18 protein-coding genes are annotated in these 25,619 nt (G+C 71.5%); 9 read left to right on the plus strand and 9 right to left on the minus strand.

Annotation, left to right across the window (positions count from 1 at the left end; genetic code table 11):
- The first annotated feature begins 200 nt into the window (after positions 1–200).
- Entirely contained in the window at positions 201–1,340 is a 1,140-nt protein-coding gene (gene rsgA, locus ACWFRU_RS09670; protein ID WP_453685564.1) for a ribosome small subunit-dependent GTPase A, read from the plus strand.
- Positions 1,341–1,441: 101 nt separating this feature from the next.
- Positions 1,442–2,794, plus strand: a complete 1,353-nt coding sequence (locus tag ACWFRU_RS09675) for a DNA-3-methyladenine glycosylase 2 family protein (protein ID WP_453685871.1) — start codon at positions 1,442–1,444, stop codon at positions 2,792–2,794.
- A 246-nt stretch (positions 2,795–3,040) separates the two neighbouring features.
- Here the strand turns inward: ACWFRU_RS09675 and ACWFRU_RS09680 are convergent, their stop codons facing one another.
- The 4 genes from ACWFRU_RS09680 to ACWFRU_RS09695 all read right to left on the minus strand — a co-directional run bounded on the left by ACWFRU_RS09680 (position 3,041) and on the right by ACWFRU_RS09695 (position 7,503).
- Positions 3,041–3,409, minus strand: a complete 369-nt coding sequence (locus tag ACWFRU_RS09680) for a PPOX class F420-dependent oxidoreductase (RefSeq protein WP_397715501.1) — start codon at positions 3,407–3,409, stop codon at positions 3,041–3,043.
- Between the two features lie 9 nt (positions 3,410–3,418).
- Positions 3,419–5,770: a glycosyl hydrolase family 95 catalytic domain-containing protein gene (locus ACWFRU_RS09685; protein ID WP_453685565.1), complete on the minus strand. Its 2,352-nt coding sequence runs from the start codon at positions 5,768–5,770 to the stop codon at positions 3,419–3,421.
- Between the two features lie 176 nt (positions 5,771–5,946).
- Positions 5,947–6,429, minus strand: coding sequence for a DUF456 domain-containing protein (locus ACWFRU_RS09690; protein ID WP_453685566.1), 483 nt, complete (start codon positions 6,427–6,429; stop codon positions 5,947–5,949).
- 90 nt (positions 6,430–6,519) lie between these two features.
- Positions 6,520–7,503, minus strand: a complete 984-nt coding sequence (locus tag ACWFRU_RS09695) for a helix-turn-helix transcriptional regulator (protein WP_453685567.1) — start codon at positions 7,501–7,503, stop codon at positions 6,520–6,522.
- Between the two features lie 594 nt (positions 7,504–8,097).
- Here ACWFRU_RS09695 and ACWFRU_RS09700 point away from each other — a divergent pair.
- Complete coding sequence (locus tag ACWFRU_RS09700) at positions 8,098–9,630, plus strand: protein phosphatase 2C domain-containing protein (RefSeq protein ID WP_453685568.1); 1,533 nt, start codon at positions 8,098–8,100, stop codon at positions 9,628–9,630.
- 62 nt (positions 9,631–9,692) lie between these two features.
- Positions 9,693–11,435, plus strand: coding sequence for a pyruvate dehydrogenase (locus ACWFRU_RS09705; RefSeq protein WP_453685569.1), 1,743 nt, complete (start codon positions 9,693–9,695; stop codon positions 11,433–11,435).
- A gap of 7 nt (positions 11,436–11,442) precedes the next feature.
- On the opposite strand, the gene ACWFRU_RS09710 is transcribed toward ACWFRU_RS09705, so the two are convergent.
- The gene (locus ACWFRU_RS09710; RefSeq protein WP_453685570.1) at positions 11,443–14,502 is read right to left on the minus strand and encodes an alpha-mannosidase; all 3,060 of its coding nucleotides are present in this window, start codon (positions 14,500–14,502) and stop codon (positions 11,443–11,445) included.
- A gap of 216 nt (positions 14,503–14,718) precedes the next feature.
- On the opposite strand from ACWFRU_RS09710, the gene ACWFRU_RS09715 reads away from it, so the two are divergent.
- Positions 14,719–15,201: an ATP-binding protein gene (locus ACWFRU_RS09715; RefSeq protein WP_453685571.1), complete on the plus strand. Its 483-nt coding sequence runs from the start codon at positions 14,719–14,721 to the stop codon at positions 15,199–15,201.
- Positions 15,202–15,240: 39 nt separating this feature from the next.
- Here ACWFRU_RS09715 and ACWFRU_RS09720 read toward each other — a convergent pair whose 3' ends face one another.
- Both ACWFRU_RS09720 and ACWFRU_RS09725 read right to left on the minus strand, forming a co-directional pair.
- A complete protein-coding gene (locus tag ACWFRU_RS09720; RefSeq protein ID WP_453685572.1) occupies positions 15,241–16,311 on the minus strand; it encodes a DUF2637 domain-containing protein in 1,071 nt (356 codons plus the stop codon).
- 276 nt (positions 16,312–16,587) lie between these two features.
- Entirely contained in the window at positions 16,588–17,439 is an 852-nt protein-coding gene (locus ACWFRU_RS09725) for a (2Fe-2S)-binding protein (protein WP_453685573.1), read from the minus strand.
- Positions 17,440–17,632: 193 nt separating this feature from the next.
- Here ACWFRU_RS09725 and ACWFRU_RS09730 point away from each other — a divergent pair, with 193 nt between their 5' ends.
- Positions 17,633–18,385, plus strand: coding sequence for a GntR family transcriptional regulator (locus ACWFRU_RS09730; protein WP_453685872.1), 753 nt, complete (start codon positions 17,633–17,635; stop codon positions 18,383–18,385).
- A 217-nt stretch (positions 18,386–18,602) separates the two neighbouring features.
- Here ACWFRU_RS09730 and ACWFRU_RS09735 read toward each other — a convergent pair whose 3' ends face one another.
- Entirely contained in the window at positions 18,603–19,373 is a 771-nt protein-coding gene (locus tag ACWFRU_RS09735; RefSeq protein WP_453685574.1) for a hypothetical protein, read from the minus strand.
- Between the two features lie 154 nt (positions 19,374–19,527).
- A complete protein-coding gene (locus tag ACWFRU_RS09740) occupies positions 19,528–21,228 on the minus strand; it encodes a PucR family transcriptional regulator (protein WP_453685575.1) in 1,701 nt (566 codons plus the stop codon).
- Between the two features lie 340 nt (positions 21,229–21,568).
- Between ACWFRU_RS09740 and ACWFRU_RS09745 the strand changes: the two genes are divergently transcribed.
- The 3 genes from ACWFRU_RS09745 to ACWFRU_RS09755 are packed head-to-tail and all read left to right on the plus strand — an operon-like array spanning position 21,569 to position 25,445.
- The gene (locus ACWFRU_RS09745; RefSeq protein WP_453685576.1) at positions 21,569–22,459 is read left to right on the plus strand and encodes an FAD binding domain-containing protein; all 891 of its coding nucleotides are present in this window, start codon (positions 21,569–21,571) and stop codon (positions 22,457–22,459) included.
- Positions 22,459–23,052, plus strand: coding sequence for a (2Fe-2S)-binding protein (locus ACWFRU_RS09750; protein WP_453685577.1), 594 nt, complete (start codon positions 22,459–22,461; stop codon positions 23,050–23,052). Before ACWFRU_RS09745 ends, ACWFRU_RS09750 begins: the two co-directional genes overlap by 1 nt.
- A 2-nt stretch (positions 23,053–23,054) precedes the next feature.
- The gene (locus ACWFRU_RS09755; protein WP_453685578.1) at positions 23,055–25,445 is read left to right on the plus strand and encodes a xanthine dehydrogenase family protein molybdopterin-binding subunit; all 2,391 of its coding nucleotides are present in this window, start codon (positions 23,055–23,057) and stop codon (positions 25,443–25,445) included.
- Positions 25,446–25,619: the final 174 nt, after the last annotated feature.

Consider the following 25,619-nt stretch of genomic DNA (forward strand, 5'->3'; position numbering starts at 1 on the left):
CCTCGTTCGTCCGGCGGTCTGTCGACCGCCGGTGCCGGTTGAGTGTGATCCAGGAGGTGTGACCGATGGCTGTCGTTGAGATGGGCGCTGCCCGCATCGAGAAGTCCGTCCATTCCACCTCCGTGGCCACCGGCTGACCTGCCTTTCCTCCACGCGCCAGTGAGCGCGTGCGCCGGGGCCACCCTGTGAAGGGTCACCCCTTGTCTTCCTCTCTTTCCGCTTCATCCGCTTCATCTTCTTCACCGCAGGCTTCTCTCCCGTCCTCGGACCCGCTCGCGCCCTACGGCTGGGACGAGCACTGGGAGGCCGAGTTCGCCCCGTACGCGGCGCAGGGTCTGCTGCCCGGCCGTGTCCTGCGTGTCGACCGCGGCCAGTGCGACGTCGTCACTCCGGACGGCACGGTGCGCGCGGACACCGAGTTCGTCGTGCCCCGCGACCCGATGAAGGTCGTGTGCACGGGGGACTGGGTCGCGCTCGACCCCGAAGGCGGCGATCCGCGGTACGTCCGTACGCTGCTGCCGCGCCGGACCGCCTTCGTCCGCTCCACCTCGTCGAAGCGGTCCGAGGGGCAGATCCTCGCGGCCAACGTCGACCACGCGATCATCGCCGTGTCGCTCGCCGTCGAGCTCGACCTCGGCCGGATCGAACGGTTCCTGGCCCTGGCCTGGGAGTCCGGGGCCCAGCCCCTGGTCGTCCTCACCAAGGCCGACCTCGTCCCGGACGCCACCGGCCTGTCCTACCTCGTCGAGGACGTCGAGACATCGGCCCCCGGCGTCCAGGTGCTCCCGGTCAGCGCCACCACCGGGGAAGGCGTCGACATCCTGTGCGCCGTCGTCGCCGGTGGTACGTCGGTCCTGCTCGGCCAGTCCGGAGCGGGCAAGTCGACGCTGGCCAACGCACTGATCGGCGAGGACGTCATGCGCGTCAACGCCGCCCGTGACGTGGACGGCAAGGGCCGCCACACCACGACGACCCGCAATTTGCTCGTGCTCCCGGCGGGCGGTGTCCTCATCGACACGCCGGGCCTGCGAGGTGTTGGCCTCTTCGATGCCGGGTCGGGCGTCGGCCAGGTCTTCTCCGAGATCGAGGAGCTCGCGGCCGACTGCCGCTTCCACGACTGCGCCCACACCGCCGAGCCCGGCTGTGCGGTGCTCGCGGCCGTGGAGGACGGCTCGCTCCCCGACCGCCGCCTCGACAGTTACCGCAAGCTGATCCGCGAGAACCAGCGCATCGTCGCCAAGACGGACGCGAAGCTCCGGGCGGACATGCGGCGCATGTGGAAGCTGCGGGGCGCGGAGGGCAAGGCGGCCATGGAGGCCAAGCGGGGCCGTATCCGCTGAGGGCGGCCGCGTCGCGGGGGCGTGTCTACGCGCGCCCCCGCAACGCGGTGTCCGAATTCCGCCAGCCGAAGCGCCGTCCACCCCGCACACTGGACCACGTGATCGATGAAGAGACCAGGTACGAGGCGGTGCGCAGCCGCGACGCGCGCTTCGACGGAGAGTTCTTCTTCGCCGTCGAGACCACCGGCATCTACTGCCGCCCCAGCTGCCCCGCCGTCACCCCGAAGCGCAAGAACGTCCGCTATTACACCACCGCGGCCGCCGCCCAGGGCTCCGGATTCCGGGCCTGCCGACGCTGCCGCCCGGACGCCGTGCCGGGGTCCGCGGAGTGGAACGTACGCGCGGACGTCGTAGGGCGCGCCATGCGCATGATCGGTGACGGCGTCGTCGACCGCGAGGGCGTCTCCGGTCTCGCCGTGCGGCTCGGCTACAGCTCCCGGCAGGTGCAGCGGCAGCTCACCGCCGAGCTGGGGGCCGGGCCCGTGGCCCTCGCGCGGGCCCAACGGGCGCACACCGCACGGGTGTTGCTCCAGACCACGGGCCTGCCGATCACGGAGATCGCGTTCGCCGCAGGGTTCGCGAGCGTCCGGCAGTTCAACGACACGATCCGCGTGGTGTACGCCCTGACGCCCACCGCGCTGCGGGCCGCCGCGCCGCGAGGAGGGGGCGCCGGAAAGGCGACTCCGGCGGCCGGGGTGCCGCTGCGGCTTGCCTACCGGGGTGCCTATCAGGCGGGCGCCGTCTTCGACCTGCTCGCCGAGGAGGCCGTCGCCGGAATCGAGCAGGTCAGCGGGGCGCCGGGCGGGCGGACGTACCGGCGTACGTTGCGGCTGCCGTACGGCACGGGGATCGTGGCCGTCGAGGAGAGTGACCATGGGGTCGGCGGATGGCTGGACGCGCGGCTCCATCTGACCGACCTGCGGGACCTGACGACCGCCGTGCAGCGGTTGCGCCGGCTCTTCGACCTCGACGCGGACCCGTACGCCGTCGACGAGCGGCTCGGCGCCGATCCCCGCCTAGCTCCGCTGGTCGCGGCGCGGCCGGGCCTCCGGTCGCCGGGCGCGGCCGATCCCGATGAGTTCGCGGTGCGGGCGCTTGTGGGGCGCGAGGGTGCCTCGCTCCTGGTCGAGCGGTACGGGAAGGCGCTGGACGCGCCGTGCGGGACGCTGACCCATGTCTTCCCGGAGCCGGGTGCGCTTGCCGGGGAGCCGGGGCCCTTGGGCGAACTGGCGACTGCCCTCGCCGACGGGCGGGTCCGGCTTGACGCGGGTGCGGATAGGGACGATGCGGAAGCTGGCCTTGCGGCCTTGGGCGGGGTGGATGCGGGGGCGGTGGCCTTGATTCGGATGCGGGCTCTCGGTGATCCGGACGTGGGGCTGCCGGGGGTGTCTGTGGGGGAGGGGTGGCGGCCTTGGCGGTCGTATGGGGTGCGGCATGTGCTGGCGGCGGGTTAGGGATTGGTCCCCAACCCCGCCCCTTCCCGCGAACCCGCTCTGGCGCGGGGGCCTTGGGCGCTGTTGATCACCGGCTCCGCCGAGTTCGTCCTCAAACGCCGGACGGGCTGAAACCACCAGCCCGGCCGGCGTTTGAGGCCATCTTTGGGGGTCTGGGGCGGAGCCCCAGGTAGGTCCGGGGTGCAGGCATGCCACGCGGCGGAGCCGCAAATGTCACAGCCGGGAAGGGGCGGGGTTGGGGAAAATTTACTGCTCAAGCCCCCAGCTATGGATCCGCCGAGGATGAATCCGGATCAGCTCCTCGCTGAAGTGAGGGCCCAACTCATGCGGCCCCGTGAGGAGTTCCGCCTCCCCCCGGATGTCGACCCCCCGCACCTTCCACGGCCGCTCACTCACGACATCGTCCACGACCAGCGACACCTTCGGATTCTTCTGGAGGTTCCGCCACTTCTTGGTGGACCCCAGCGCGTACCCGCCGATCAGGATCGTCCCGTCGTCCTGCGGGAAGAACCCGACAGGATTGGCCTGCGGCTGCCCCGTCGCGTCCACGCTGGCCATCCGGCCCAGACGTTGCGACTTGAGGTACGCCCGCTCGGCCTCGCTGAATTCGGTCATGGCGCGAGCCTAAGCCGCGGGCAGGCCCCAGCGCGGAGCCTCCTCGTTCGGTTCGACCGGAGCGATCCGCAGATCCGGCCGGTCTCCCTCGGCGGTGAGCAGCGCCGACTCGCCCCGCCGCAGGGCGATCCGCACGGCGCCGTCGCCCACCTCCTCGTACGACAGAGGACGCCCCCGCCCGTCCCGCACCTCGATCGCCCCCGCGATCCCATGCCGTACGACGCACGGCGCCCCCGCCTCGCTCACGAGCCGCACCCACCGGGTCGCCCCGCCCTCGCGCACGGCGCTGAGCAGGAACGCCCCCTGCGTACGGAAGTCGTGCACCGTCAGGTCCGCCCACGCCGACGGCAGTGCGGGGAAGACACGGATGGTGTCGCCCCAGGACTGGCAGATCATGTCGTGCAGGGACTGCGCGGCCGAGAGCGGGGTTTCGATGACCGGACCCGACTCCTTGTACATGGTGTTGGGCTGGATGAAGCGCGCCATCAGCTGCCCCAGGTACTTCAGCGCGTCCTCGCCCTTGCCGAGCAGCGCGGACATCGACGCGGCTCCCGTGAACGTGTAGCCCTGCAGCGCTCCCTCGAAGCCGACCCAGTGCGCCAACGACCGCTCGATCAGGGCGCGTTCCTCCGCCGTGCGGCCCGTCACCTCGTACAGCGGGTACACCGCGAGCAGGTGGGAGTAGTGGCGGTGAGACTTCGCGAAGGGGATGTCCGCGCCGATCATGTAGCCGTTCGCGTCGGTCGGGTACGCGGTCAGCCTGCCCGCCACCTCGCGCCAGCGCGGCGCCAACTTGTCGTCCATACGCAGGAGTTCGGCTGCTTCGAGGAGAGTGCGGCAGCCCCACTTCAGCAGCATCAGGTCGTAGTTGCAGTCGCGCGAGTTGCCGCCGTATTCGGGGGAGTAGGTCGCGGGGAGGTGCAGCTTGCCGTCCGTGCCGGGCTCCAGGAAGTGCAGGTAGTAGTTGACGGCCTTGCGCAGGAGCGGGAAGAGGACGTCGCGCAGGATCGACTCGTCCATGGTGTGGCGGTAGCTCAGCCAGACGTTGTGCAGTGCCCAAGTGAGGTTGCCGACCTCGGGAGTTGGCGGGTCCTGGCCGGGGATGCCCACTCCGTATCCGCCGTCCGTCACCGAGGCTCCGTTCACCAGGGACGGGTCCGTGGTGCGGGGGATGCCGAGGGAGTCGCCGCGGTAGGGGGCCGCCATTTCCTGGGTGAGGTTGGACCGGAATTCGCTCAACGCACGTGTCACGGCGTCGAGTTCGAGGTGGTTGGAGCCGTGGATCAGCCAGTACTCCAGCTGCACGTTCAGGTTCCACCAGGTGTTGGGCCACGGCGTGGGCTCCAGCCAGGGGCCGCAGGTGGCCATCACCGGGGCGTCACGGCGGGCGGCGGCCGCCGTCTTGTAGAGCTGGATCCAGTAGAAGCGCTGCATCCTGGCGTCGGGCAGCGACAGGAAGCTCTTGCGGTAGTACGCGTGCCACCAGGCCCGGTGCGATGCCGCGAGCCCGTCGTACGAGAGGGCCGCCGCACTCCGCACCGCGCGGACCGCCCGGTCGCGTGCGGTCGTCCCCGGGTGTGAGTGCGCCACGTTCACGTACAGCGTGCGGGCGCCGCCCCGCGTCCGCTCCCGCCAGGCGGTGACGTGCTGCCCGCCCGCCAGCAGGGGCTGCACGGCGGCCGTGACGCCGTCGTACTCCTTGATCTCGGCAGGAGGGTTGCCCGCGTATCCCTCCGGAAGCGGCTTGAACGCGGCGCGCGGGCTGATCGCCTCCGCGGGGTGGAACACCCAGCGGAAGCCGCGCTCGCCCGCGCTCGGGGTGACCTCGACGGCGAGGACGGAGCGCGTGGTGTGCACCTGCGCGCGGAGCTTCAGGGTCCCCTTGTCCGTGGTGAGGGTGCCGGTCAGCTCGGCGTCGCGCAGCCGCAGGCGCCAGTCGATGCCGGTGATTTTGCCGACGGGTTCAAGGGTGAAGTGGCCGATGGGCAGGCGGGCGAGGCCGAAGAGGGAGCCGAACTCCGGGCGGTGGTCCTGTACCTCGGAGTGCTGGACGTTGAAGCGCAGGGCCGTGGTCGCGCCGCCTGGCTGTGGGCTCGGTTCCGCGTAGATGCCCGAGCCCAGGAAACCGTTGCCGAGGTAGGGGCCCTCGTACCAGGTCTTCGGCAGCTTCTCCCAGACCAGGTCGGCGTCGTCGAGGACGGTGCGCCAGGGGTCGCCCGGAACACGCACGTCCGCCGCCTCCCGGGATGCGGCGGGTACGGCCGGCGCGGCGGTGGCCTGGGTGGGCAGGCCGGCGGCCATCAGCGCGCCGCCGACCGCCGATCCGGTGGCGAGCACGGTTCTTCTGGACGGTCCGGCCATCGCGTCTCCCGAGTCAGTACCACGTCATCGAGTCATCGGAGCTTTGCCTCGCTGAAAGCTAGAGAAGGGGAGGCGGCCCGTCAATGAGTCGGGATAGATCCGATGGCCGTACATGTACGTGAACAGAAGCGTCGATGCAAGCCGACATCGCGTACGGACATGACCTGGTCTGAGGCTCAGCCCCAGATCACGGCCCCCAGCCACGCCCCCGCGATGAGCAGGCACGCGAACAGCTCGGTCAGCACGCTCCAGCCGCCCGCCCGCATGGCCGTCCGCGTCGCCGTCACCGCCTGCCCGTGGCCGCCGAGCCGCAGGCGCTCACTCACGTAGATGCCTCCGATGAACCCCGGCAGTGACCCGATCACCGGCACCACACAGAACCCGACCAGAGCCCCGGCCCCCGCGTACACGGCGGTCCGGCGCGTGGCTCCGCTCTGCCGGAAGCGCCGCGGCGGCAGCAGCCAGCGGACGCCCTGCGCGACGAGGAGCACGACGGACGCGCCGACCAGGACCCACCAGGTGACCGGCTCCGGGTCCTTCAGCGCCCACCACAGCACCGCGGCCCACACCAGCCACGGCCCCGGCACGCCGGGCACAAGCACTCCGCCGATCCCGAGCAGCAGCACGACTCCGACCAGCAGGAGTTCCCAGGCTCCCATCTGTCAAGCGTGCCGGAAGCGGGAGAAAACCGCAGGTCGCGCAAGCCGCCGCAGCTCGCGCACCCTCCCGGAAGCCCCCAGGGCCCGGTCCTAGCGCGCCACCCAGCCCCGCTCGTACGCGTGCCAGCCCAACTGCAGCCGCGTCGTCACGCCCGTCAGCTCCATCAGGCGCTTGACCCTGCGCTGCACCGTCCGAAGGCCCAGGTCGAGCTGCTTGGCCACGCTCGCGTCGGTCAGACCCGCGAGCAGCAGCGAGAGGATCTCCAGATCCGCGCCGTCCGGGCCCTCGGGGGCGTCCTCGGTGACCGACTGCCCGGTCTCGCCGAGCCGCAGCGGCAGCGCGTCCCGCCACACCGCCTCGAAGAGGCCCGTCAGGGATTCGAGCAGGCCGCTCGCGTGCACCACGAGCGCGGCGGGCTCCGCCCTGCGCGCGGTCAGCGGCACCATCGCGAGGGAACCGTCGGCGATCACCAGCTTCGTCGGGACGCGGTCCACCACACGCACCTGTTCGTTGCGGCCGATCGCCGCCGACAGTTCGATCAGGCCGGTGGGCAGGGCGAGGACGGAGCGCTCGACCACCACGCGGTAGGTCACTCCACGGCCCGCGGCCTGCTCCTCCGCGTCGTTCTCCATGCCGGTGATCGCCACCGGGTTGCCGGTGACCAGGGCGCACACCTCGTGGCTCGCGCCCAGCTGGAGCTGGAGGAAGCGCTGCGAGACCGCGCCCGCGCCGGTGACCACCTCGACCAGGTCGTGCACCGTGGGCTCGGCGGCCTGCGCGCGGTACTCCTCGGCGAGCAGCTTCGCCGCGAGCTCCGCCTTCTCCAGTTCGTGCCGCTGCTGGGTCAACAGCGCGCCGAGCGCGACGCCGGGCGGGGCCGCCACCCACCGGCCCGCCTTGCCGGACGCCTGCGCCGCGAGGCCGTGCAGTTCGAGGCGGCGCAGCGCGCGGACCGTCTCCGGCTCGCCGAGCGCGAGCCGCCGCGCGAGATCGGGCACGTCGGCGGCGCCCACCGCGACCAGCGCGCGGTACGCCGATTCGTGCAGCTCGTCCAGACCTATCGCAGCCAGCATGCGGCGACGTCCCTCCCCAGCGATCCGTTCCGACGGCGCCCTGGCGGGAAACAGCCACGGCGTAAACCCGCCCCAGGACATCATCCCCGTACCCCCCGCCTCTCTGCCAAGGTGACGCCACCGCAGCACCAACGGCAGCCGCGGTATCGCGCACGGCCTTGGGGCGGCGTCCGCCGTCGCCGTCACCACGGCCGTCCCGTCCGTGGCCGAACCACGATTGGGATCACGGCGACAGGGCACTCGGGCCACGAACCCGGCGCGCTCAAGTCGGCGGCCCTGTCCTACTCGTACGACGGAGGCAAGACCTGGACCGAGGCCAAGACGTCCGCTTCCGGCGGCAGATGGACCGCCACCGTCAACCACGCGGGCGCCTCGGGCAAGCACGTCCGGCACAGGACCGAACTGACGGATACGAACGGAAGTTCCGCCACTCAGACAGTGGCCCGCGCCTACGACGTGCGATAAACACACAGACACCGCCGGGCGGACCTCCCGTGGGGGGTGGGCCCGCCCGGCGGCCCTCATCACTCTTCCGGTGGCCGGATTTTCCGGATGCACCGTTTTCGTACGGCCTCCGCGGTGGACAATAGGGGCATGAGCCAGCAGGGGGAGAGGCACGACGGAGCTTCCGGCCGGGAGGACGACTGGTGGGGTCAGCTCTACGACGACTCCGCTCATGACACGGGGCCGGCCGAGGCGGCCGACACCCTCGACGACAGGTTCGCCTCGGCTTCCGCGGCGGCGGGCGAGAGCGTGGCCGACCCCGATCCGGAGCCGCCGCCCCCGGGTCTCCAGGACCGCGCCGGACCCGCACCAGGCGAACCGTTCCCGCCACACGAACCGTCGGCGCCGCCCCGGCCGGCACCGTCGTACGAACCCCCGGCCGAACCCTCGGCCGAACCACCGGCCGCCACCCGTGTCCGCTCGGGTACCGCTCCCTGGGAGCCGCCCGCCGCGCCCCCGTGGCCCGTCACCTTCCCTGGGGGACCGGCGAAGCCGTCCGACGACCCGAGCCGCACCACCGCCGTCCCCACGCCCCGCGCGCCCGAGGCCTCCGCGGTCCCGGACCCGCGGCCACCCGCACCACCCGCACCACCCGCGCCGCCCGCACCGGTCGCACCGGAGCCGTCCGTAACGGCGGAATCCGTGGCCGCCGTCCCGTACGTCGGCGACGGGCCGCCCACCTACGACGCCGAGCCCACCGTCCTGCCGGCCGCCGACCCCGACGACCTGGGCGACCTGGTCGCCGACACCGTGCTCGACGGCGCGCGGTACGGCACCTCCACCCTGCGCGCCGTCTCCGTGCGCGGGGACTCCGCGCGCTTTCGGGGCGAGCCGCGCCGCGACTCGCTGCTCACCGCGCGCTTCGGCACCGGGGAGAGCGCCCTCGTCCTGGTCGCCATGGCCACCGGGGCACGGGCCACGCCCGGCGCCCACCGCGCCGCCGCCGAGGCGTGCGCCTGGATCGGGCGGGCCGTGGGCCGCAGCCATCAGCGGCTGTCCGAGGACATCAGGGCCGCCCGGCGCGGGGACCTCAAGAGCGGCCTGCACCGCCTCACGGACCGCAGCCTCGGCAAGCTCCGCGCGCACGCGGCCGACCTCGGCATCGAACCCGAGGAGTACGCGGCGTCCCTGCGCTGCCTCCTTCTGACGGCCGACCCCGAATGCCGCACGCGCGTCTTCTTCGGCGTCGGCGGCGGCGGGCTCTTCCGGCTCAGGGACGGCGCGTGGCAGGACATCGAGCCCCAGGTCAGCGATGCCGCCGTGGACCCGGGTCCGCCCGTGGTCGGGTTCGGGTCGGTGCCGCCGGAAACCCCCGACGGCGACCGGCTCACCATGGACATGGGGATCGTCACGCCCCCGAGTCCGTACGAGCCCGCGCCCGAGCCCCCACCCCGCGAACCCTTCCGCTTCCGGGCCTCCGTAGCCCGCCCGGGTGACGCCCTGATGCTCTGCAGCGGCGGCCTCGCCGAGCCCTTGCGCGGCGAACCCGAGCTGGCCGCCCACCTCACCCAGCGGTGGGCGAAGGGCGGCCCCCCGGGCCTGGCGACCTTCCTCACGGACATCCAGGTCAGGGTCAAGGGGTACGCGGACGACCGGACGGCGGCCGCCGTTTGGGAGGCGTGAGCGCCCGCCCTGTGAATTCATGGACCCAAGAGAGTCAAGGGGACTGAAGGGTTCGTGAAGCCATGGCCAAGCAGAACGTCGCCGAACAGTTCGTCGACATCCTCCACCGCGCCGGTGTGCGCCGTATGTACGGCGTCGTGGGCGACAGCCTCAACCCGGTCGTGGACGCGATCAGGCGCACCAAGGGCATCGAGTGGGTGCAGGTCAGGCACGAGGAGACCGCCGCCTTCGCGGCCGGCGCCGAGGCCCAGATCACCGGGAACCTCGCCGTCTGCGCCGGTTCCTGCGGCCCCGGCAACCTCCACCTGATCAACGGCCTCTACGACGCCCACCGCTCCATGGCGCCCGTCCTCGCCCTCGCGTCGCACATCCCCTCCAGCGAGATCGGGCTCTCCTTCTTCCAGGAGACCCACCCCGACCGGCTCTTCCAGGACTGCAGCCACTACAGCGAGATGATCTCCAGCCCGAAGCAGATGCCGCGGCTGCTGCAGACCGCCATCCAGCACGCGATCGGGCAGTCCGGCGTCAGCGTCGTCACCCTGCCCGGAGACATCGCCGACGAGCCCGCGCCGGACAAGTCCGCCGAGAGCGCCCTCGTCACCTCGCGCCCCACCGTGCGCCCCGGCGACACGGAGATCGACAAGCTCGCCGCGATGATCGACAAGGCGGACAAGGTCACCCTCTTCTGCGGCAGCGGCACGGCCGGCGCGCACGCCGAGGTCATGGAGTTCGCCGAGAAGATCAAGTCCCCGGTGGGCCACGCCCTGCGCGGCAAGGAATTCATTCAGTACGACAACCCCTTCGACGTGGGCATGAGCGGGCTGCTCGGCTACGGCGCCGCGTACGAGGCCACCCACGAGTGCGACCTGCTGATCCTGCTCGGCACCGACTTCCCGTACAACGCCTTCCTGCCCGACGACGTCAAGATCGCCCAGGTCGACGTACGGCCCGAGCGGCTCGGCCGCCGCTCCAAGCTGGACCTCGCCGTCTGGGGCGACGTACGCGAGACCCTGCGCTGTCTCACCCCGCGCGTCACGCCCAAGAGCAACCGCAAGTTCCTCGACAAGATGCTGAAGAAGCACGCGGACGCCCTGGAAGGCGTCATCAAGGCCTACACGCGCAAGGTCGACAAGCACATCCCGATCCACCCCGAGTACGTCGCGTCCGTCGTCGACGAACTGGCCGCCGACGACGCGGTGTTCACCGTCGACACGGGCATGTGCAACGTCTGGGCGGCCCGCTATCTCACCCCGAACGGCAAGCGCCGCATCATCGGCTCCTTCAGTCACGGCTCGATGGCCAACGCCCTGCCGCAGGCGATCGGCGCCCAGTTCACCGACCGCAAGCGGCAGGTCGTCTCCCTGTCGGGCGACGGCGGATTCTCCATGCTGATGGGCGACTTCCTCACCCTCGTCCAGTACGACCTGCCGGTGAAGATCGTCCTGTTCAACAACTCCTCGCTCGGCATGGTCGAGCTGGAGATGCTGGTGGCCGGGCTCCCTTCGTTCGGCACGGCCAACCACAACCCCGACTTCGCTGCCGTCGCCCGCGCCGCAGGTGCCTACGGCGTACGGGTGGAGAAGCCCAAGCAGCTCGCGGGCGCCCTGAAGGACGCCTTCGCGCACAAGGGACCCGCTCTCGTCGACATCGTCACGGACCCCAACGCCCTCTCCATCCCGCCCAAGATCAGCTCCGAGATGGTGACCGGCTTCGCGCTCTCCGCCAGCAAGATCGTCCTGGACGGCGGGGTGGGCCGCATGGTCCAGATGGCACGCTCCAACCTGCGGAACGTGCCCCGCCCCTGACCGGCGGTCAGCGAACTGGCCGCAGCCGCAGCGTCACGATCTGGAACGGACGCAGCGCGAGCACGAGCCCCGCGTCATCGGTGTGGGCCGGTTCGAGCGGATGCTCCAGGAGGTCGGTCACCTCGGCCGCGCCCACCGCGAACGACGTGGTGAGCGTGGCCGCCGCGCGTCCGCCCCGCGACTCGTAGAGCCGCACCACGACATCGCCGCTCCCGTCGTCCGCGAGCTTCACCGACTCCACGGTCACCGCCGGATTGTCGACGCTCACCAGGGAGGGCAGCACGGGCGCGTCGGCCACCCGCAGCGGCAGATTGAGCGCGAGCCCCTCCGCGACCGCGTCACCCGTCGTCGCGCCGGGCAGCAGGGCGTACGTGAAGCGGTGCACGCCCAGGTCCGTCTCCGGGTCCGGGCTGTGCGGGGCGCGCAGCAGGGTGAGCCGCACGGTGGTGCCGAGCCCTTCGCCGTGCGGGGTGCGCGTCACGTCATGGCCGTACGTCGAATCGTTGAGCACCGCCACGCCGTACGCGTCCTCGGCGACCCGCAGCCAGCGGTGCGCGCAGATCTCGAAACGGGCCGCGTCCCAGCCGGTGTTGGCGTGCGTGGAGCGGTGCACGTGCCCGAACTGGATCTCGGCGGCGGACCGTTCGGCGTGCACGTCCAGCGGGAAGGCGGCCTTGAGCACCTTCTCCGACTCCTGCCAGTCGACCTCCGTGACGACGTCGACGCGTCGGCTGCCCGCCGCGAGGCGGATCTCCTGGGTGATCCGCGACTTCCCGAAGGACCGCACCACGCGGACGGCGACCCGCAGCGGCCCGTCCTCGACCAGCTCCACGGACTCGGCCTCGGTGAGGTCGGTGTGCGTGTTGCGGTAGTGCTTGTCCAGGTCCCAGGCGTCGTAGTGCGTGGGGTGGTCGGGGTGCAGCTGGAGGAGGTTGCCGCGCGAGCCGGGGGACAGCACCTCGCGGTGCGCGTCGATGTCGTGCATGGAGGTCAGCAGGCCGTCCGCGTCGACGGCGACGCGCAGGTGCTCGTTCAGCAACTGGATCTCGCCGTCGGCGAGCAGAGCGGTCGCCCCGGTCTCCCGCGTGTAGGACGCTGCCTCTTCGAGGCTCTTGCTCCCCAGGGCCGGGACGTTCACGTGCACCAGGGAGCCGTCGTCGGCCGTGACGACCTCGCTGCGGGCGTACGGCGACGCGTTGAGCGCGACGGGTCCGCCGGCGCCGAGGGAGCGGACCGCCGCCGCGGTGATCTCGTCCAGCTCGGCGAGCACGCGCGCGTAGGTGTCCCGCGCCTCCCGGTGCACCCAGGCGATCGACGAGCCCGGCAGGATGTCGTGGAACTGGTGCAGGAGCACCGTCTTCCACAGCCGGTCGAGGGTGCTGTAGGGGTAGACGTACGCGGGGTCGCGGACCGCGGCGGCCGTGCACCACAACTCGGCCTCGCGCAGGGCGTGTTCGGCGCGGCGGTTGCCGCGCTTGGTGGCCGCCTGCGTGGTGTACGTGGCGCGGTGCAGCTCCAGATAGAGCTCGCCGGACCAGACCGGCGCCCCCGCCCCGTACTCCTCCTCGGCGGCGGCGAAGAACGTCGACGGCTTCTCGATCTCGACGCGCGGCGACCCCTCCAGCGAGCGCAGCCGCCGTGCCTTCTCCAGCATCTCGCGGGTCGGGCCGCCGCCGCCGTCACCCCAGCCGAACGGCACCAGGGAGCGCGATGCGCGGCCCTTCTCGGTGAAGTTCCGCTCCGCGTGCGCGAGTTCGGCGCCATGGATCTGCGAGTTGTAGGTGTCGACCGGCGGGAAGTGCGTGAAGACGCGGGTGCCGTCGATGCCCTCCCACCAGAAGGTGTGGTGCGGCATCTTGTTGGACTGGTTCCAGCTCAGTTTCTGGGTGAGGAACCAGCGGACGCCCGCGAGCTTCGCCAACTGCGGGAACGCCGCCGTGTAGCCGAAGGAGTCCGGCAGCCAGATCTCCTCCGTCTCCACGCCCAGTTCCTCGCGGAAGAACCGCATCCCGTGCGTGATCTGCCGGGCCAGCGCCTCGCCGCCCGGCATGTTGGCGTCCGACTCGACCCACATGGAGCCCACCGGGGCCCAGTTGCCGTCCGCGACGGCCTTCTTGATGCGCTCCCAGATGTGCGGCTGGTGCTCCTTGACCCAGGCGTACTGCTGGGCCTGTGAACAGGCGAAGACCAGCTCCGGATAGTCCTTCGCGAGCGCCGTCACATTGGCAAAGGTGCGCGACGCCTTGCGTACCGTCTCGCGCAGCGGCCACAGCCAAGCCGAGTCAATGTGGGCGTGCCCGGTGGCCGAGACTCGGTGCGCGCTGGCGTGGGCGGGGCTTGCGAGGACCTCCGTCAGCTCGGCCCGTGCCGCCGCGGCCGTGCCCGACACGTCGTGCAGATCGAGTGCGTCGAGCGCCCGCTCCAGGGCGCGCAGGATCTCGTGACGCCGCGGACGGGCCGCGTCCAGTTCGTACATCAGCTCGGAGAGGACCTCGATGTCCAGCGTCAACCGCCATACGTCCTCGTCCAGTACGGCGAGGTCGGCAGACGCGAATCGGTAGATGAGGCCATCACCCGCGGTCAGTACGTCGCCCAGGGGTGTCGGTTCGAAGTCGTGCAGGATCGCGGGGTTGGCCGCCGCCTCCAGGAGGAGGTGCACCGGCTCACCGCCCCGAGCGGAAGCTGCCACGGGAATGTGCCGGTTGCGCGGGTGAATGCCTTTGATGGGGACGCCCGAGGCGTCGTACACCAGACCCTCCGCCTGGAAGCCGGGGCCCTCCCCGGTGAAGCCGGGATCGACGACCACCTCGACGTGACGCCCGCGCCAGTGGTCGGGCACCTGACCGCGCAGCCGGAACCAACTGGTTGACCAGGGTTTTCCCCAGGCCGTGCCCGTCTCGAACGGCTCGTACGCGGCGTCGAGGGCCTCGGCGACGGGCACGGGTTCGCCCGGCGCGTGCCAGACGGAGAGGCTCAGCGGCACACGGTCCGCGTACTGGGCGGGGCGGATGAACTGCCGCAGGGCGCGCTCCAGGCGTCCCTCCACCAGCAGTCGGTCGTCGTGCACGGCGGCTCCTCAAGGCACTCGGGCGGGGCCGATGTGACGCGATCGGGCCCGGTCGGGATCAAGCAGAAACGGTCCACGGCTTCACTTCCCCGCCGGGCTCTGGCGCACCCACTCCAATGGTTGACGAATGGACATGAGTGCCGCCAACCGAGTGGGGCATGCATTCCGTGAGCGTGTTCGAGCAGGGAGGAATTGACTCGTTTGTGGGCGGGGGTCATGACAAGGCAAGCAAGAGGGGGCAGTCCCATCCAGTTCGGGACGTCTTCGCCGACAGCAAGGGACGGGCCGATCAACGACAAGCCGGTGGAGCTCCATAGGGCTCAACTCCGGCGCAGATTGGGGAGATCCGACCTGCGGGCGGTCCCTGAAGTCAGGGGCGCACTGCGCGAACTGCTCCGGACCTGGGGGAGGCCCGGAAAATCCGAGGTAGCCGAGCTGCTGACCAGCGAGCTCGTCACGAACGCACTGGTGCACACCGACCGCGACGCCATCCTGACGGCGACGGTGCGGCCCGGCAGGCTGCGCGTCGAGGTCAGGGACTTCGTGGGGCGCCGCCCGAAGCTCTGCGTGCCGAATGCCGACGACAGCACGCATGGCCGGGGCCTGATGCTCGTGCAGTCCCTCGCCGACGCGTGGGGAGTGCGCGCCCACGGGGTCGGGAAGGTGGTGTGGTTCGAGCTGGACGGCGGCCCGGCCTGAGCCGGACCGCCGGTCAACTCCCGTCCTGCGCCGCTGACATCAGCCGAACTGCTGCTCCAGATCCTTGAGCTTGCGCTCAAGGGAGTCGAGCCGCGGCAGCGCCTGGGTGTCGTCCTCGGCCGTGAGGTCGACGGTGACGGGTTCAGCGCCGTTCTTCACGGCCTGCAGAGCGGGACGGGAGCGCAGCGGCAACTGCTCCTGTTCCTGTTCCTGCGGCGCTATGGCAGGGTCCGCGCCGACCTGCGCGGACCCGGTCGCCGGCGCGACCGCCGGCAGATCGACCTGACGCCCGCCGCCGCGGCTCGGCAGGCTGCGATGGCCCCTGCTGATCGCCTTGAGCTGCGCACGTTCCAGCTTCTCCCGGTCCCGCCTGCGGGTCCGGGTGCGCTCCTTCTCGCGCCGGTCCTCGCGGACCTCCTCGACCGCCTCGTCCAGGCTGCGTACTCCTTCGAGGAGCATCAGCGACCAGGCGGCGAAGGTCTCCCGTGGTGCGCGCAGCCACCGTACGATCCGGATCTGCGGCAACGGCCTGGGCACCAGGCCCTGTTCGCGCAGCGCCGCGCGGCGGGTCTGCTTCAGCGCACGGTCGAAGAGCACCGCCGCCGAAAGCGACATCCCGGCGAAGAACTGCGGGGCGCCCGCGTGGCCGAGGCCCCTGGGCGCGTGCACCCAGTTGAACCAGGCGGCCGCGCCCGCGAACGTCCACACCAGGAGCCGCGAGCCGAGCGCCGCGTCACCATGGCTGGCCTCGCGCACGGCGAGCACGGAGCAGAACATCGCCGCGCCGTCGAGCCCGAACGGAACCAGGTACTCCCAGCCGCCGGTGAGGTTGAGATTCTGCCGGCCGAAGCCGACAAGGCCGTGGAAGGAGAGTGCGGCGGCGACCGCCGCACAGCAGAACAGGAGAACGTACGAGGCCGTTCCGTAGATTGCTTCCTTGCGCCTGCGGCGCTCCTCGCTGCGTTCCCAGGAGTCGTCGCCGGAGGTTCCGGCGGCCGCTTTCTGCCCGGCGCGCTTGCCGCGTGCGAGTACCGCCACCGCCACCAGCATGCCCAGGAGCAGGACGCCACCCGGAAGCAGCCAGTCCAGCGATATGTCGGTCAGTCTCATCTGGGGTCCCTTGCGTCGCGGTAGGGCGTTCGGGCGCCATAGTGGCCCAATCCCGATGACCCCCAGAGGGGTTTTTGGGCAAGAAGACGCCAAGGGGGGTGCAAAGGGGTGTGGCGCGCGCCGTTTTGCTCGAACTGGGGGCCCCGTGTGGGTAGTTGAGTTCGATTAAACGAACGCGAAAGGGTGGTTCAAGGGGGAGGGGGCGCGGTTTCGGCTCGGGGCGAGGCGCGGGTCGGGCAGTCGGGTGGTCGGTGGTCGGGCCCGGGTGGTCGGGGGTCAGGCGGCCGCGGCGGCGCTGAGGCGCGCGACGCGCTCCGCGTCGCAGGTGCGCGGACAGGTCACACAGGTGTCCTCGGGGCGCAGCGTGTAGAACATGCAGCAGCTCGCGCGGTCCCGCGTCGGCAGCGACTCGCCGTTCGGCCCCCGCAGCTCACGGAACCCCGCCGTGCCCACGTACGGCTTGGTGGCGCCGGGGAGCAGCCGCTCCAGCTCCGTCGTGGCGCGCTGCTCCTCGCCGAGAAGGTGGGCGATGTACCAGAGCCCCTCGACGATCTCGTCCGTGGCGACACTCCACAGGGCACGCGAGCGGCGCCGCATCCGGGGCCCGAAGGCGTCCAGGAGCGGTCCCAGGTGCTCGGCGACGGCGGCCCGCACCTCCGCGCGCAGGGCCTCCTCGTCCGGCACGACGCGGGCGCCCGGAAGTGCGGCCGCGGGGTCGCCCGGCAGGCAGGCGAAGCCCGCGTCGCGCACGGCGAGGCGGCCGAGGGTGCGCTGGAAGGACACGTTCTCCACGGGGTAGCGCGGCACACGGCGCTGCAGGAACCACGGCATGGTGATCAGGAGGGTGGCGGGCCAGGCGTAGCGGTGCAGCGCGAAGCTCGCGATGACGTCCGGACGCCCCGCCTGTCCGTAGTCCCGCAGTACCTGCGCCTCGTCCCACGCCATGAACGCCTCGAGGTCGGCCCCGCCCTCCGCGAGCCGGGCGGCGGTGACCCAGCCGTCGCCCTGTGGGGCCTGCTCGTGTTCGCCGAGCTCGGTCACGAGCAGTCCGGGGAACACCTCGGTGAGTCGGGCGTAGGCGTCCGCGAGGGCGCTCGGGGCGCTCTTCGCCAAGGCGGGTACGGACATGCGGGGGACCACCGAATCACGATCGATTACAGGTAAGCCTAACCTTACCCAGAATGATCGAGGTTTCAACTGCGGGGCTGTCCGCCTATGGTGCCTCTCGTACCTTTCGGACCGAGCGGACTTTGGGGTGGACCTCGTGGAGCAGGCCAGAGCGCATGACGCGTCCCGCCTCGCCGTCCGTGTGCCGGAGCAGGTGCGGGCCGCGACGGCCCGCGACACGGCCCGCGACACGGCCCCGGTGAGGCCCCCCGCCGCGGCCCGCGGTGAGCACACGCACGGGGAAGCGGCCGTTCGGGTGCCGGTTCCCGCGCCCCGCAAGGCCGTGCGGCGCAACTCGGTGCGCGGTCAGATCCTCGACGCCCTGCGGGACGCGCTCGTCGGCGGCGAGCTCGCACCCGGCGAGGTGTACTCGGCGCCCGTGCTCGGCGAGCGCTTCGGGGTCTCGGCGACTCCGGTGCGCGAGGCGATGCAGCAGCTGGCGATCGAGGGAGCGGTGGAGGTCGTGCCGAACCGCGGCTTCCGGGTCACCGAGCGGAGCGCGCGGGAGCTGGGGGAGCTGGCGGAGGTGCGGGCGCTGATCGAGGTGCCGGTGATGCTGCGGCTCGCCCGTACGGTGCCTGCCGCGCGGTGGTGCGAGCTGCGGCCGCTCGCGGAGGCGAGTGCGGTGGCCGCGGCGGGCGGGGATCTTGCCCGGTACGCGGAGGCTGACCGGGCCTTTCACGGGGCGGTCCTCGCCCTCTCGGGCAACCAGCAGTTGGTGCAGGTGGCGGATGATCTCCATCGGCGGTCGCAGTGGCCTCTGGTGAGTGGGCCCGTCCATGCTCGGCGCGCGGATCTTGTCGCTGATGCGGCGGAGCACATGGCTCTGCTGGAGGCGTTGGTCGCGCAGGATCTGGGGGTTGTCCAGACCCTGGTGCGGGAGCACTTTGCGGGGGCGGGGGGCTGAGGTCAGGGCGGCCCCTGCGGGGCTTTCCCCAGCCCCGCCCCTTCCCGAAACTGGGGCTCCGCCCCAGGCCCCGTACAAGATGGCCTCAAACGCCGGCCGGGCTGGAAGTATCCAGCCCGGCCGGATACTTCCAGCCCCTCCGGCGCTTGAGGAGGGCCCTCGCGCCGAGCGAGTTTTCGGGAAGGGGCGGGGTTGGGGAAAAGCCCCGCCCCTCACCTCAAGCCGCAGGCGCAGGCGGCGCCGGTGGCGTCAAGTGCTGGGCCAGCCATGACGGCACCCCGCCCATCAGGCGGAAGAGGCGGGCCGCCTCGGCCCGGAGGCGGCCCGCCTCCGGTTCAGGTTCCGTGTCGGCCAGCGCGGCCAGCGCCGGCGCCGTGCCCACCAGATACCCCAGCTCCTCCCGAATCCGCAGCGACTCCGCGAACCCGTGCCGCGCCTCCGCCAACTCGCCCTCGCGCAGGGCGAGTCCGGCCAGGTGGCGCCACGTGAAGGAGAGCAGCAGGGGATCGGCATGCGCCGTCGCGCCCGCATGCGCCCGCCGGTAGGCCGCCCGCGCGGCCTGGGGCGAATCCGAGATGTGCTCGGCGATGAGGCCCCGGCGGAAGTCGAGCAGAGGCCGCCCCGAAGCATTCGGGGCGATGAGCGCCGCCGCCCGCCCCAGTGCCGTACGCGCCTCGTCGGCCCGGTCCCGCACGGCCAGCACCGTGGAGGCGTACGCGAGCTGGCCGCGCTCGCAGGCCGCGGCCCCGCGGTCCTCGTCCTCCACGGCCAGTGCCTCGGCGGTCCGCAGACCGTCCTCCGCCTCGGCCCAGCCCTCGCCCGTGAACAGGCACCGCTCCACCAGAAGAGAGGTTCTCTGCAGGGCGGGCCCCGGGCCCTCCCGTGAGGCGAGCAGTGCGGCCGCGTCGGTCCAACAGCCGCGCGAGCGCAGCCGCCATACCGCGGTCTGGAGTGGATCGTCCCCTGCAGTCGTTCCGGAACCAGACATGGCGGTATGCGCCACGTTGCCCTCCCCGAGCACGCCATTGAGCTGTTGAGTCGTGGGCGCATCTCAGCATGGATCGGCGCACCCGGCCAAGAGGCTGGGTGAAAGATTTCACAAAGGGCGGGCCATGAAAGGTGTTTGCCGCAGGTCGCCCGTGTCAGCTCATGCGCAGTGCCAGAAAGAAATCGAGCTTGTCCTCCAGGCGCGAGAGGTCACGACTCGTCAACTGCTCGATACGGCCCACTCGGTAGCGCAGCGTGTTGACGTGCAGGTGCAGTCGCGCCGCGCAGCGGGTCCAGGAACCGTCGCAGTCGAGGAACGCCTCCAGGGTCGGGATGAGCTCCGCCCGGTGGCGCCTGTCGTAGTCCCGCAGCGGGTCGAGGAGGCGGGCTGTGAACGCGCGGCGCACGTCGTCGGGGACGAAGGGAAGGAGCAGGACGTGCGAGGCCAGCTCCTGGTGGCCCGCCGCGCAGACCCGTCCCGGGCGCGCCGCCGCGACCCGGCGCGCGTGCCGGGCCTCCTCCAGGGCGCCGCGCAGGCCCTCGGCCGAGTGCACGGACGCGCTGACGCCGAGCGTGAGGCGGCCGTCGCCGTCGAGACCCGCCGAGAGCGGGTCGCGGACGGACTCCAGGAGGGAGTCGGCAAGCAGGCCCGTCTCCGAGCCGTCGTGCTCCGTGGAGACCGCGGGCAGCGGCACGAGCGCGATCGCCTCGTCACCCGTATGGGCCACCGCGATGCGGTCGGACGGTTCGGGGCCCGCCGACAGGGGGTCCACGAGGATCTCCTCCAGGAGGGACTGGGCCACCGGGCCGCCCTCGATCTCGCCCCCGTCCCACTCCACGCGGGCCACCACGACCTGCCAGTGCGGCGCCGCGCCCAGGCCGGGAAGCAGCACGGGGGCGGCGACCCGCAGGCGCGCCGCGATCTCCGCGGGCGCCGCGCCCGTCTGGACGAGTTCGAGCACCTCCTGGGCGAGTCTGCGCCGTACGGTGCGTGCCGCGTCGCGCCGGTCGCGCTCCACCGCGATCAGCTGGGTGACGCCCTGCAGCAGGTCGAGCCGCTCCTCGGGCCAGTCGCCGGCGTCCGCCTCGACCGCGAGGAGCCAGTCCGACAGGACCGTCTCGCGGACGTCGCGCAGCGCCGCCGTGCTCGCCGCGGAGGCCGCGGAACCCGAACCGCGCCCACTGCTCCGGATGGGGAACAGGGAGTACGTCGAGCCGTCCACCTGGACCCGGTGGGGGCCCCGGCGCCCCGTGCGGGCCGCGGCGAGGTGTTCGCCCGCCAGGCGCGCGCACACGGCCGGGGGCAGGGCGGGGCCCGCGGCGCTCGATCCCGCGATGGCGCGGCCGGCGGGGGACAGGACCCAGGCCCGCAGGTCCAGGTCGGAGCCCAGCAGGTCCAGGACGACGTCGGGGCCGCCGCCGGTGGGACCCGAGGTCATCAGGCGGCGGTGCCGGTCGACGACGGCCGCCAGGTCACCGGCCCGCTCGCCGGACACCTGGCGCACGACGTGCTCGGTGATCGTCGCGAAGGCGACCGACTCGTTCACGGCGAACAGCGGCAGACGGTGCCGGGCGCAGGCCTCGACGATGTCGTCGGGGATGTCCCCCAGCTCGGCCTCGCCCGCCGCGAGCGCCGCCACTCCGGCGCTCGCCAGGGTCCGTACGAAGGGTTCCGTGTCCGAGGCGTCGCGGCGCCAGGCGAGACCGGTCAGGACCAGCTCGCCGCCCGCGAGATACCGGCTGGGGTCGCGCAGGTCGGTGGTCATCACACCGCGCACGGTGCGGTCGAGCTCTTCCGCACCGCCGAGCAGCCGCAGGCCCAGCGCGTCGGTGTCAAGGAGTGCGCGCAGCCGCATGGTGGTCGCCGCCGATCTTGTCTCGAATGGGATGTACAGACAGTCCGTGTCTGTCGACTCTGTGTGGACGGGAGCCCCCGTGCCCTGGGGAGCCTCCGGTTTCCGGGGGGAATCCGCGAGGTTACTGAGGCCCGTTCTTCATACGAATCTACAAGACGCGCCCCTTGGCCAGCCAACTCCTTCATGGTTTCGGTGACTGACCCCATCGGACGCAGGGGCGGTGTACTTGCCCCACTCCGCGTTAACAGCACATGAACGAGCAGTCGAGGGACCCATGGCACCAGTGGCCGGAACGAAGTCCCTTGAAGCGAACGACCCACGATACGAAGAAGAGAGCCTCATGGACTTCCTTCGCCCCGCCAGCTGGGAGGAGGCGCTCGCCGCCAAGGCCGAGCACCCGACAGCTGTGCCGATTGCGGGTGGCACCGACGTGATGGTCGAGATCAACTTCGACCACCGTCGTCCCGAGTACCTGCTTGACCTCAACCGCATCGCCGAGCTGCGCGAGTGGGCGGTGGGCGAGGAGACGGTCCAGCTGGGCGCCTCCGTTCCGTACACCCAGATCATGGAGGAGCTGCGCACGGAGCTCCCCGGTCTGGCGCTCGCCTCGCACACGGTCGCATCGCCGCAGATCCGCAACCGCGGCGGCGTCGGCGGCAACCTCGGCACGGCGTCCCCGGCCGGTGACGCCCACCCGGCGCTGCTCGCCGCCGACTGCGAGGTCGAGGTGGAGTCCGTACGCGGCTCGCGCCTCATCCCGATCGACGAGTTCTACACCGGCGTGAAGCGCAACGCCCTCGCCCAGGACGAGCTGATCAAGTCCGTCCACATCAAGAAGGCGGACGGCCCGCAGCAGTACTCGAAGGTCGGCACCCGCAACGCGATGGTCATCGCGGTGTGCGCCTTCGGCATCGCGCTGCACCCCGAGACCCGGACCGTACGGACCGGCATCGGATCCGCGGCCCCGACCCCCATCCGGGCGAAGGCGGCCGAGGAGTTCCTGAACGCGGCGCTCGAAGAGGGCGGCTTCTGGGACAGCAAGAAGATCATCACCCCCTCGATCGCCAAGCAGTTCGCGGAGCTCGCCTCCGGTGCCGCCAACCCGATCGACGACGTCCGCGGCACGGCGAACTACCGCCGGCACGCCGTCGGCATCATGGCCCGCCGCACGCTCGGCTGGACCTGGGAGTCGTACCGCGGCAACGGCCGCAGCACTGAGGGAGTCGCATAATGCGCGTGAACTTCACGGTCAACGGCCGTCAGCAGGAAGCCGACGACGTGTGGGAGGGCGAGTCCCTTCTGTACGTACTGCGTGAGCGCATGGGGCTCCCGGGCTCCAAGAACGCCTGCGAGCAGGGCGAGTGCGGTTCCTGCACCGTCCGTCTCGACGGCGTACCGGTGTGTTCGTGTCTGGTCGCCGCCGGACAGGTCGAGGGCCGCGAGGTCGTCACCGTCGAGGGCCTCGCGGACTACGCCAAGCACCGTGAGGACTCCCACCCGGGCGGCGCCTGCGGCTCCGTCTGCGGCGGCACCAGCCTCCAGGAAGCCCGCCAGTGGCAGGCCAAGGGAACGGACGGTCAGACCGGTGAGGGCGGCGAACTCTCCGCCATCCAGCAGGCGTTCATCGACGCCGGCGCCGTCCAGTGCGGTTTCTGCACCCCCGGTCTCCTCGTCGCGGCCGACGAGCTGCTCGAGCGCAACGCCTCGCCGTCGGACGCCGACATCCGTGAGGCGCTCTCCGGCAACCTCTGCCGCTGCACCGGTTACGAGAAGATCCTGGACGCGGTCCGCCTGGCGGCCGCCCGTCAGGAAGAGACGGTCTGATCATGGCTGGAACCAAGACCACCACGGGCGCGCCCACCGAAGTCACCCAGAAGCACAACAAGGGCGGCATCGGCGAGTCCACGCTCCGCCCGGACGGCACCCTCAAGGTCACCGGCGAGTTCGCGTACTCCTCGGACATGTGGCACGAGGACATGCTCTGGGGCCAGACGCTGCGCAGCACCGTCGCGCACGCCGAGATCGTCTCGATCGACACCGTCGAGGCCCTCAAGACGCCCGGCGTGTACGCCGTCCTGACGTACGACGACCTGCCGGCCGAGATGAAGAACTACGGCCTGGAGATCCAGGACACCCCGGTCCTCGCCCACGGCAAGGTCCGCCACCACGGTGAGCCGGTCGCCCTCGTGGCCGCCGACCACCCGGAGACCGCACGCCGTGCCGCCGCGAAGATCGTGGTCGAGTACAAGGAACTGCCCGTCATCACCGACGAGGCGTCGGCGACCGCTCCGGACGCCGTCCTCGTCCACGAGAACCGCACCGACGAGTACATCAAGCACGTCCCGCACCCGAACATCGTGCACAACCAGCCGGTCGTCCGGGGCAACGCCGAAGAGGCCGCCAAGAAGGCCGACTTCATCGTCAAGGGCGAGTACACCTTCGGCATGCAGGACCAGGCCTTCCTCGGCCCGGAGTCCGGCCTCGCGGTACCGGCGGAGGACGGTGGCGTCGACCTGTACGTCGCCACCCAGTGGCTGCACTCCGACCTCGGACAGATCGCCCCCGTCCTCGGCCTGCCCGAGGAGAAGGTGCGCATGACGCTCTCCGGCGTCGGCGGCGCGTTCGGCGGCCGTGAAGACATCTCGATGCAGATCCACGCCTGCCTCCTGGCGCTGCGCACCGGCAAGCCGGTCAAGATCGTCTACAACCGCTTCGAGTCCTTCTTCGGCCATGTGCACCGCCACCCGGCGAAGCTGTACTACGAGCACGGCGCCACCAAGGACGGCAAGCTCACGCACATGAAGTGCAAGATCGTCCTGGACGGCGGCGCCTACGCGTCGGCCTCCCCGGCGGTCGTGGGCAACGCCTCGTCCCTGTCGGTCGGTCCGTACGTGATCGACGACGTCGACATCGAGGCGATCGCCCTCTACTCGAACAACCCGCCCTGCGGCGCGATGCGCGGCTTCGGCGCCGTCCAGGCCTGCTTCGCCTACGAGGCCCAGATGGACAAGCTCGCCGACAAGGTGGGCATGGACCGGGTCGAGTTCCGCCAGCTCAACGCCATGTCGCAGGGCACGCTCCTGCCGACCGGACAGGCCGTCGACTCGCCGGCCCCGGTCGCCGAGATCCTGCGCCGCGTCAAGGCCCGCCCGCTGCCGCCCGAGCGCCAGTGGGAGTCCAGCGAGGGCGCCGACGTCCGCGCGCTGCCCGGCGGCCTGTCCAACACCACGCACGGCGAAGGCGTCGTACGCGGCGTCGGCTACGCGGTCGGCATCAAGAACGTCGGCTTCTCCGAGGGCTTCGACGACTACTCCACCGCCAAGGTGCGCATGGAGGTCATCAACGGTGAGCCGGTCGCGACCGTGCACACCGCGATGGCGGAGGTCGGCCAGGGCGGCATCACCGTCCACGCGCAGATCGCCCGCACCGAGCTGGGCGTCCAGCAGGTGACGATCCACCCCGCCGACACCCAGGTGGGCTCCGCCGGTTCGACGTCCGCGTCCCGTCAGACGTACGTCACCGGTGGCGCGGTCAAGAACTCCTGCGAGCTCGTCCGCGAGAAGGTCCTGGAGATCGGCCGCCGCAAGTTCGGCTCGTACCACCCGGCGTGGGCCACCGCCGAACTCCTCCTGGAGGGCGGCAAGGTCGTCACCGACGGCGGCGAGGCCCTCGCGGACCTGGCCGAGCTGCTCGACGGCGAGACCGTGGAGGTCGAGGCCGAGTGGCGGCACCGTCCGACCGTGGCCTTCGACAAGAAGACCGGTCAGGGCAACGGCCACGTCCAGTACTCGTTCGCCGCGCACCGCGCGGTCGTCGAGGTGGACACCGAGCTCGGCCTGGTCAAGGTCATCGAGCTGGCCACCGCCCAGGACGTCGGCAAGGCGCTCAACCCGCTCTCCGTCGTCGGCCAGATCCAGGGTGGCACCACCCAGGGCCTGGGCGTCGCGGTGATGGAGGAGATCATCGTCGACCCGAAGACCGCGAAGGTGCGCAACCCCTCCTTCACGGACTACCTCATCCCGACCATCCTCGACACGCCGACCATCCCTGTCGACGTGCTCGAACTGGCCGACCCGAACGCGCCCTACGGCCTGCGCGGCATGGGCGAGGCCCCGACCCTCTCCTCGACTCCGGCCGTCCTCGCGGCGATCCGGAACGCGACGGGTCTGGAGCTGAACAAGACGCCGGTACGCCCCGAACACCTGACGGGGACCTGACCGGCGCCTGACCCCACGATCTCTCCGGGCGGCGCGCGCCTCCCTCGGGAACGTCACACTTCCTACCGCTCGCGCCGCCCGGAGAACCCCAGTACCGCACCGCTCGCGGTCGACGCAGTACCTGAGCAGCACCCACGCATCACCCACGCTCTTCGGAGCCCCAGTTCGTCTCGG

Source organism: Streptomyces sp. NPDC055099 (assembly GCF_053607685.1).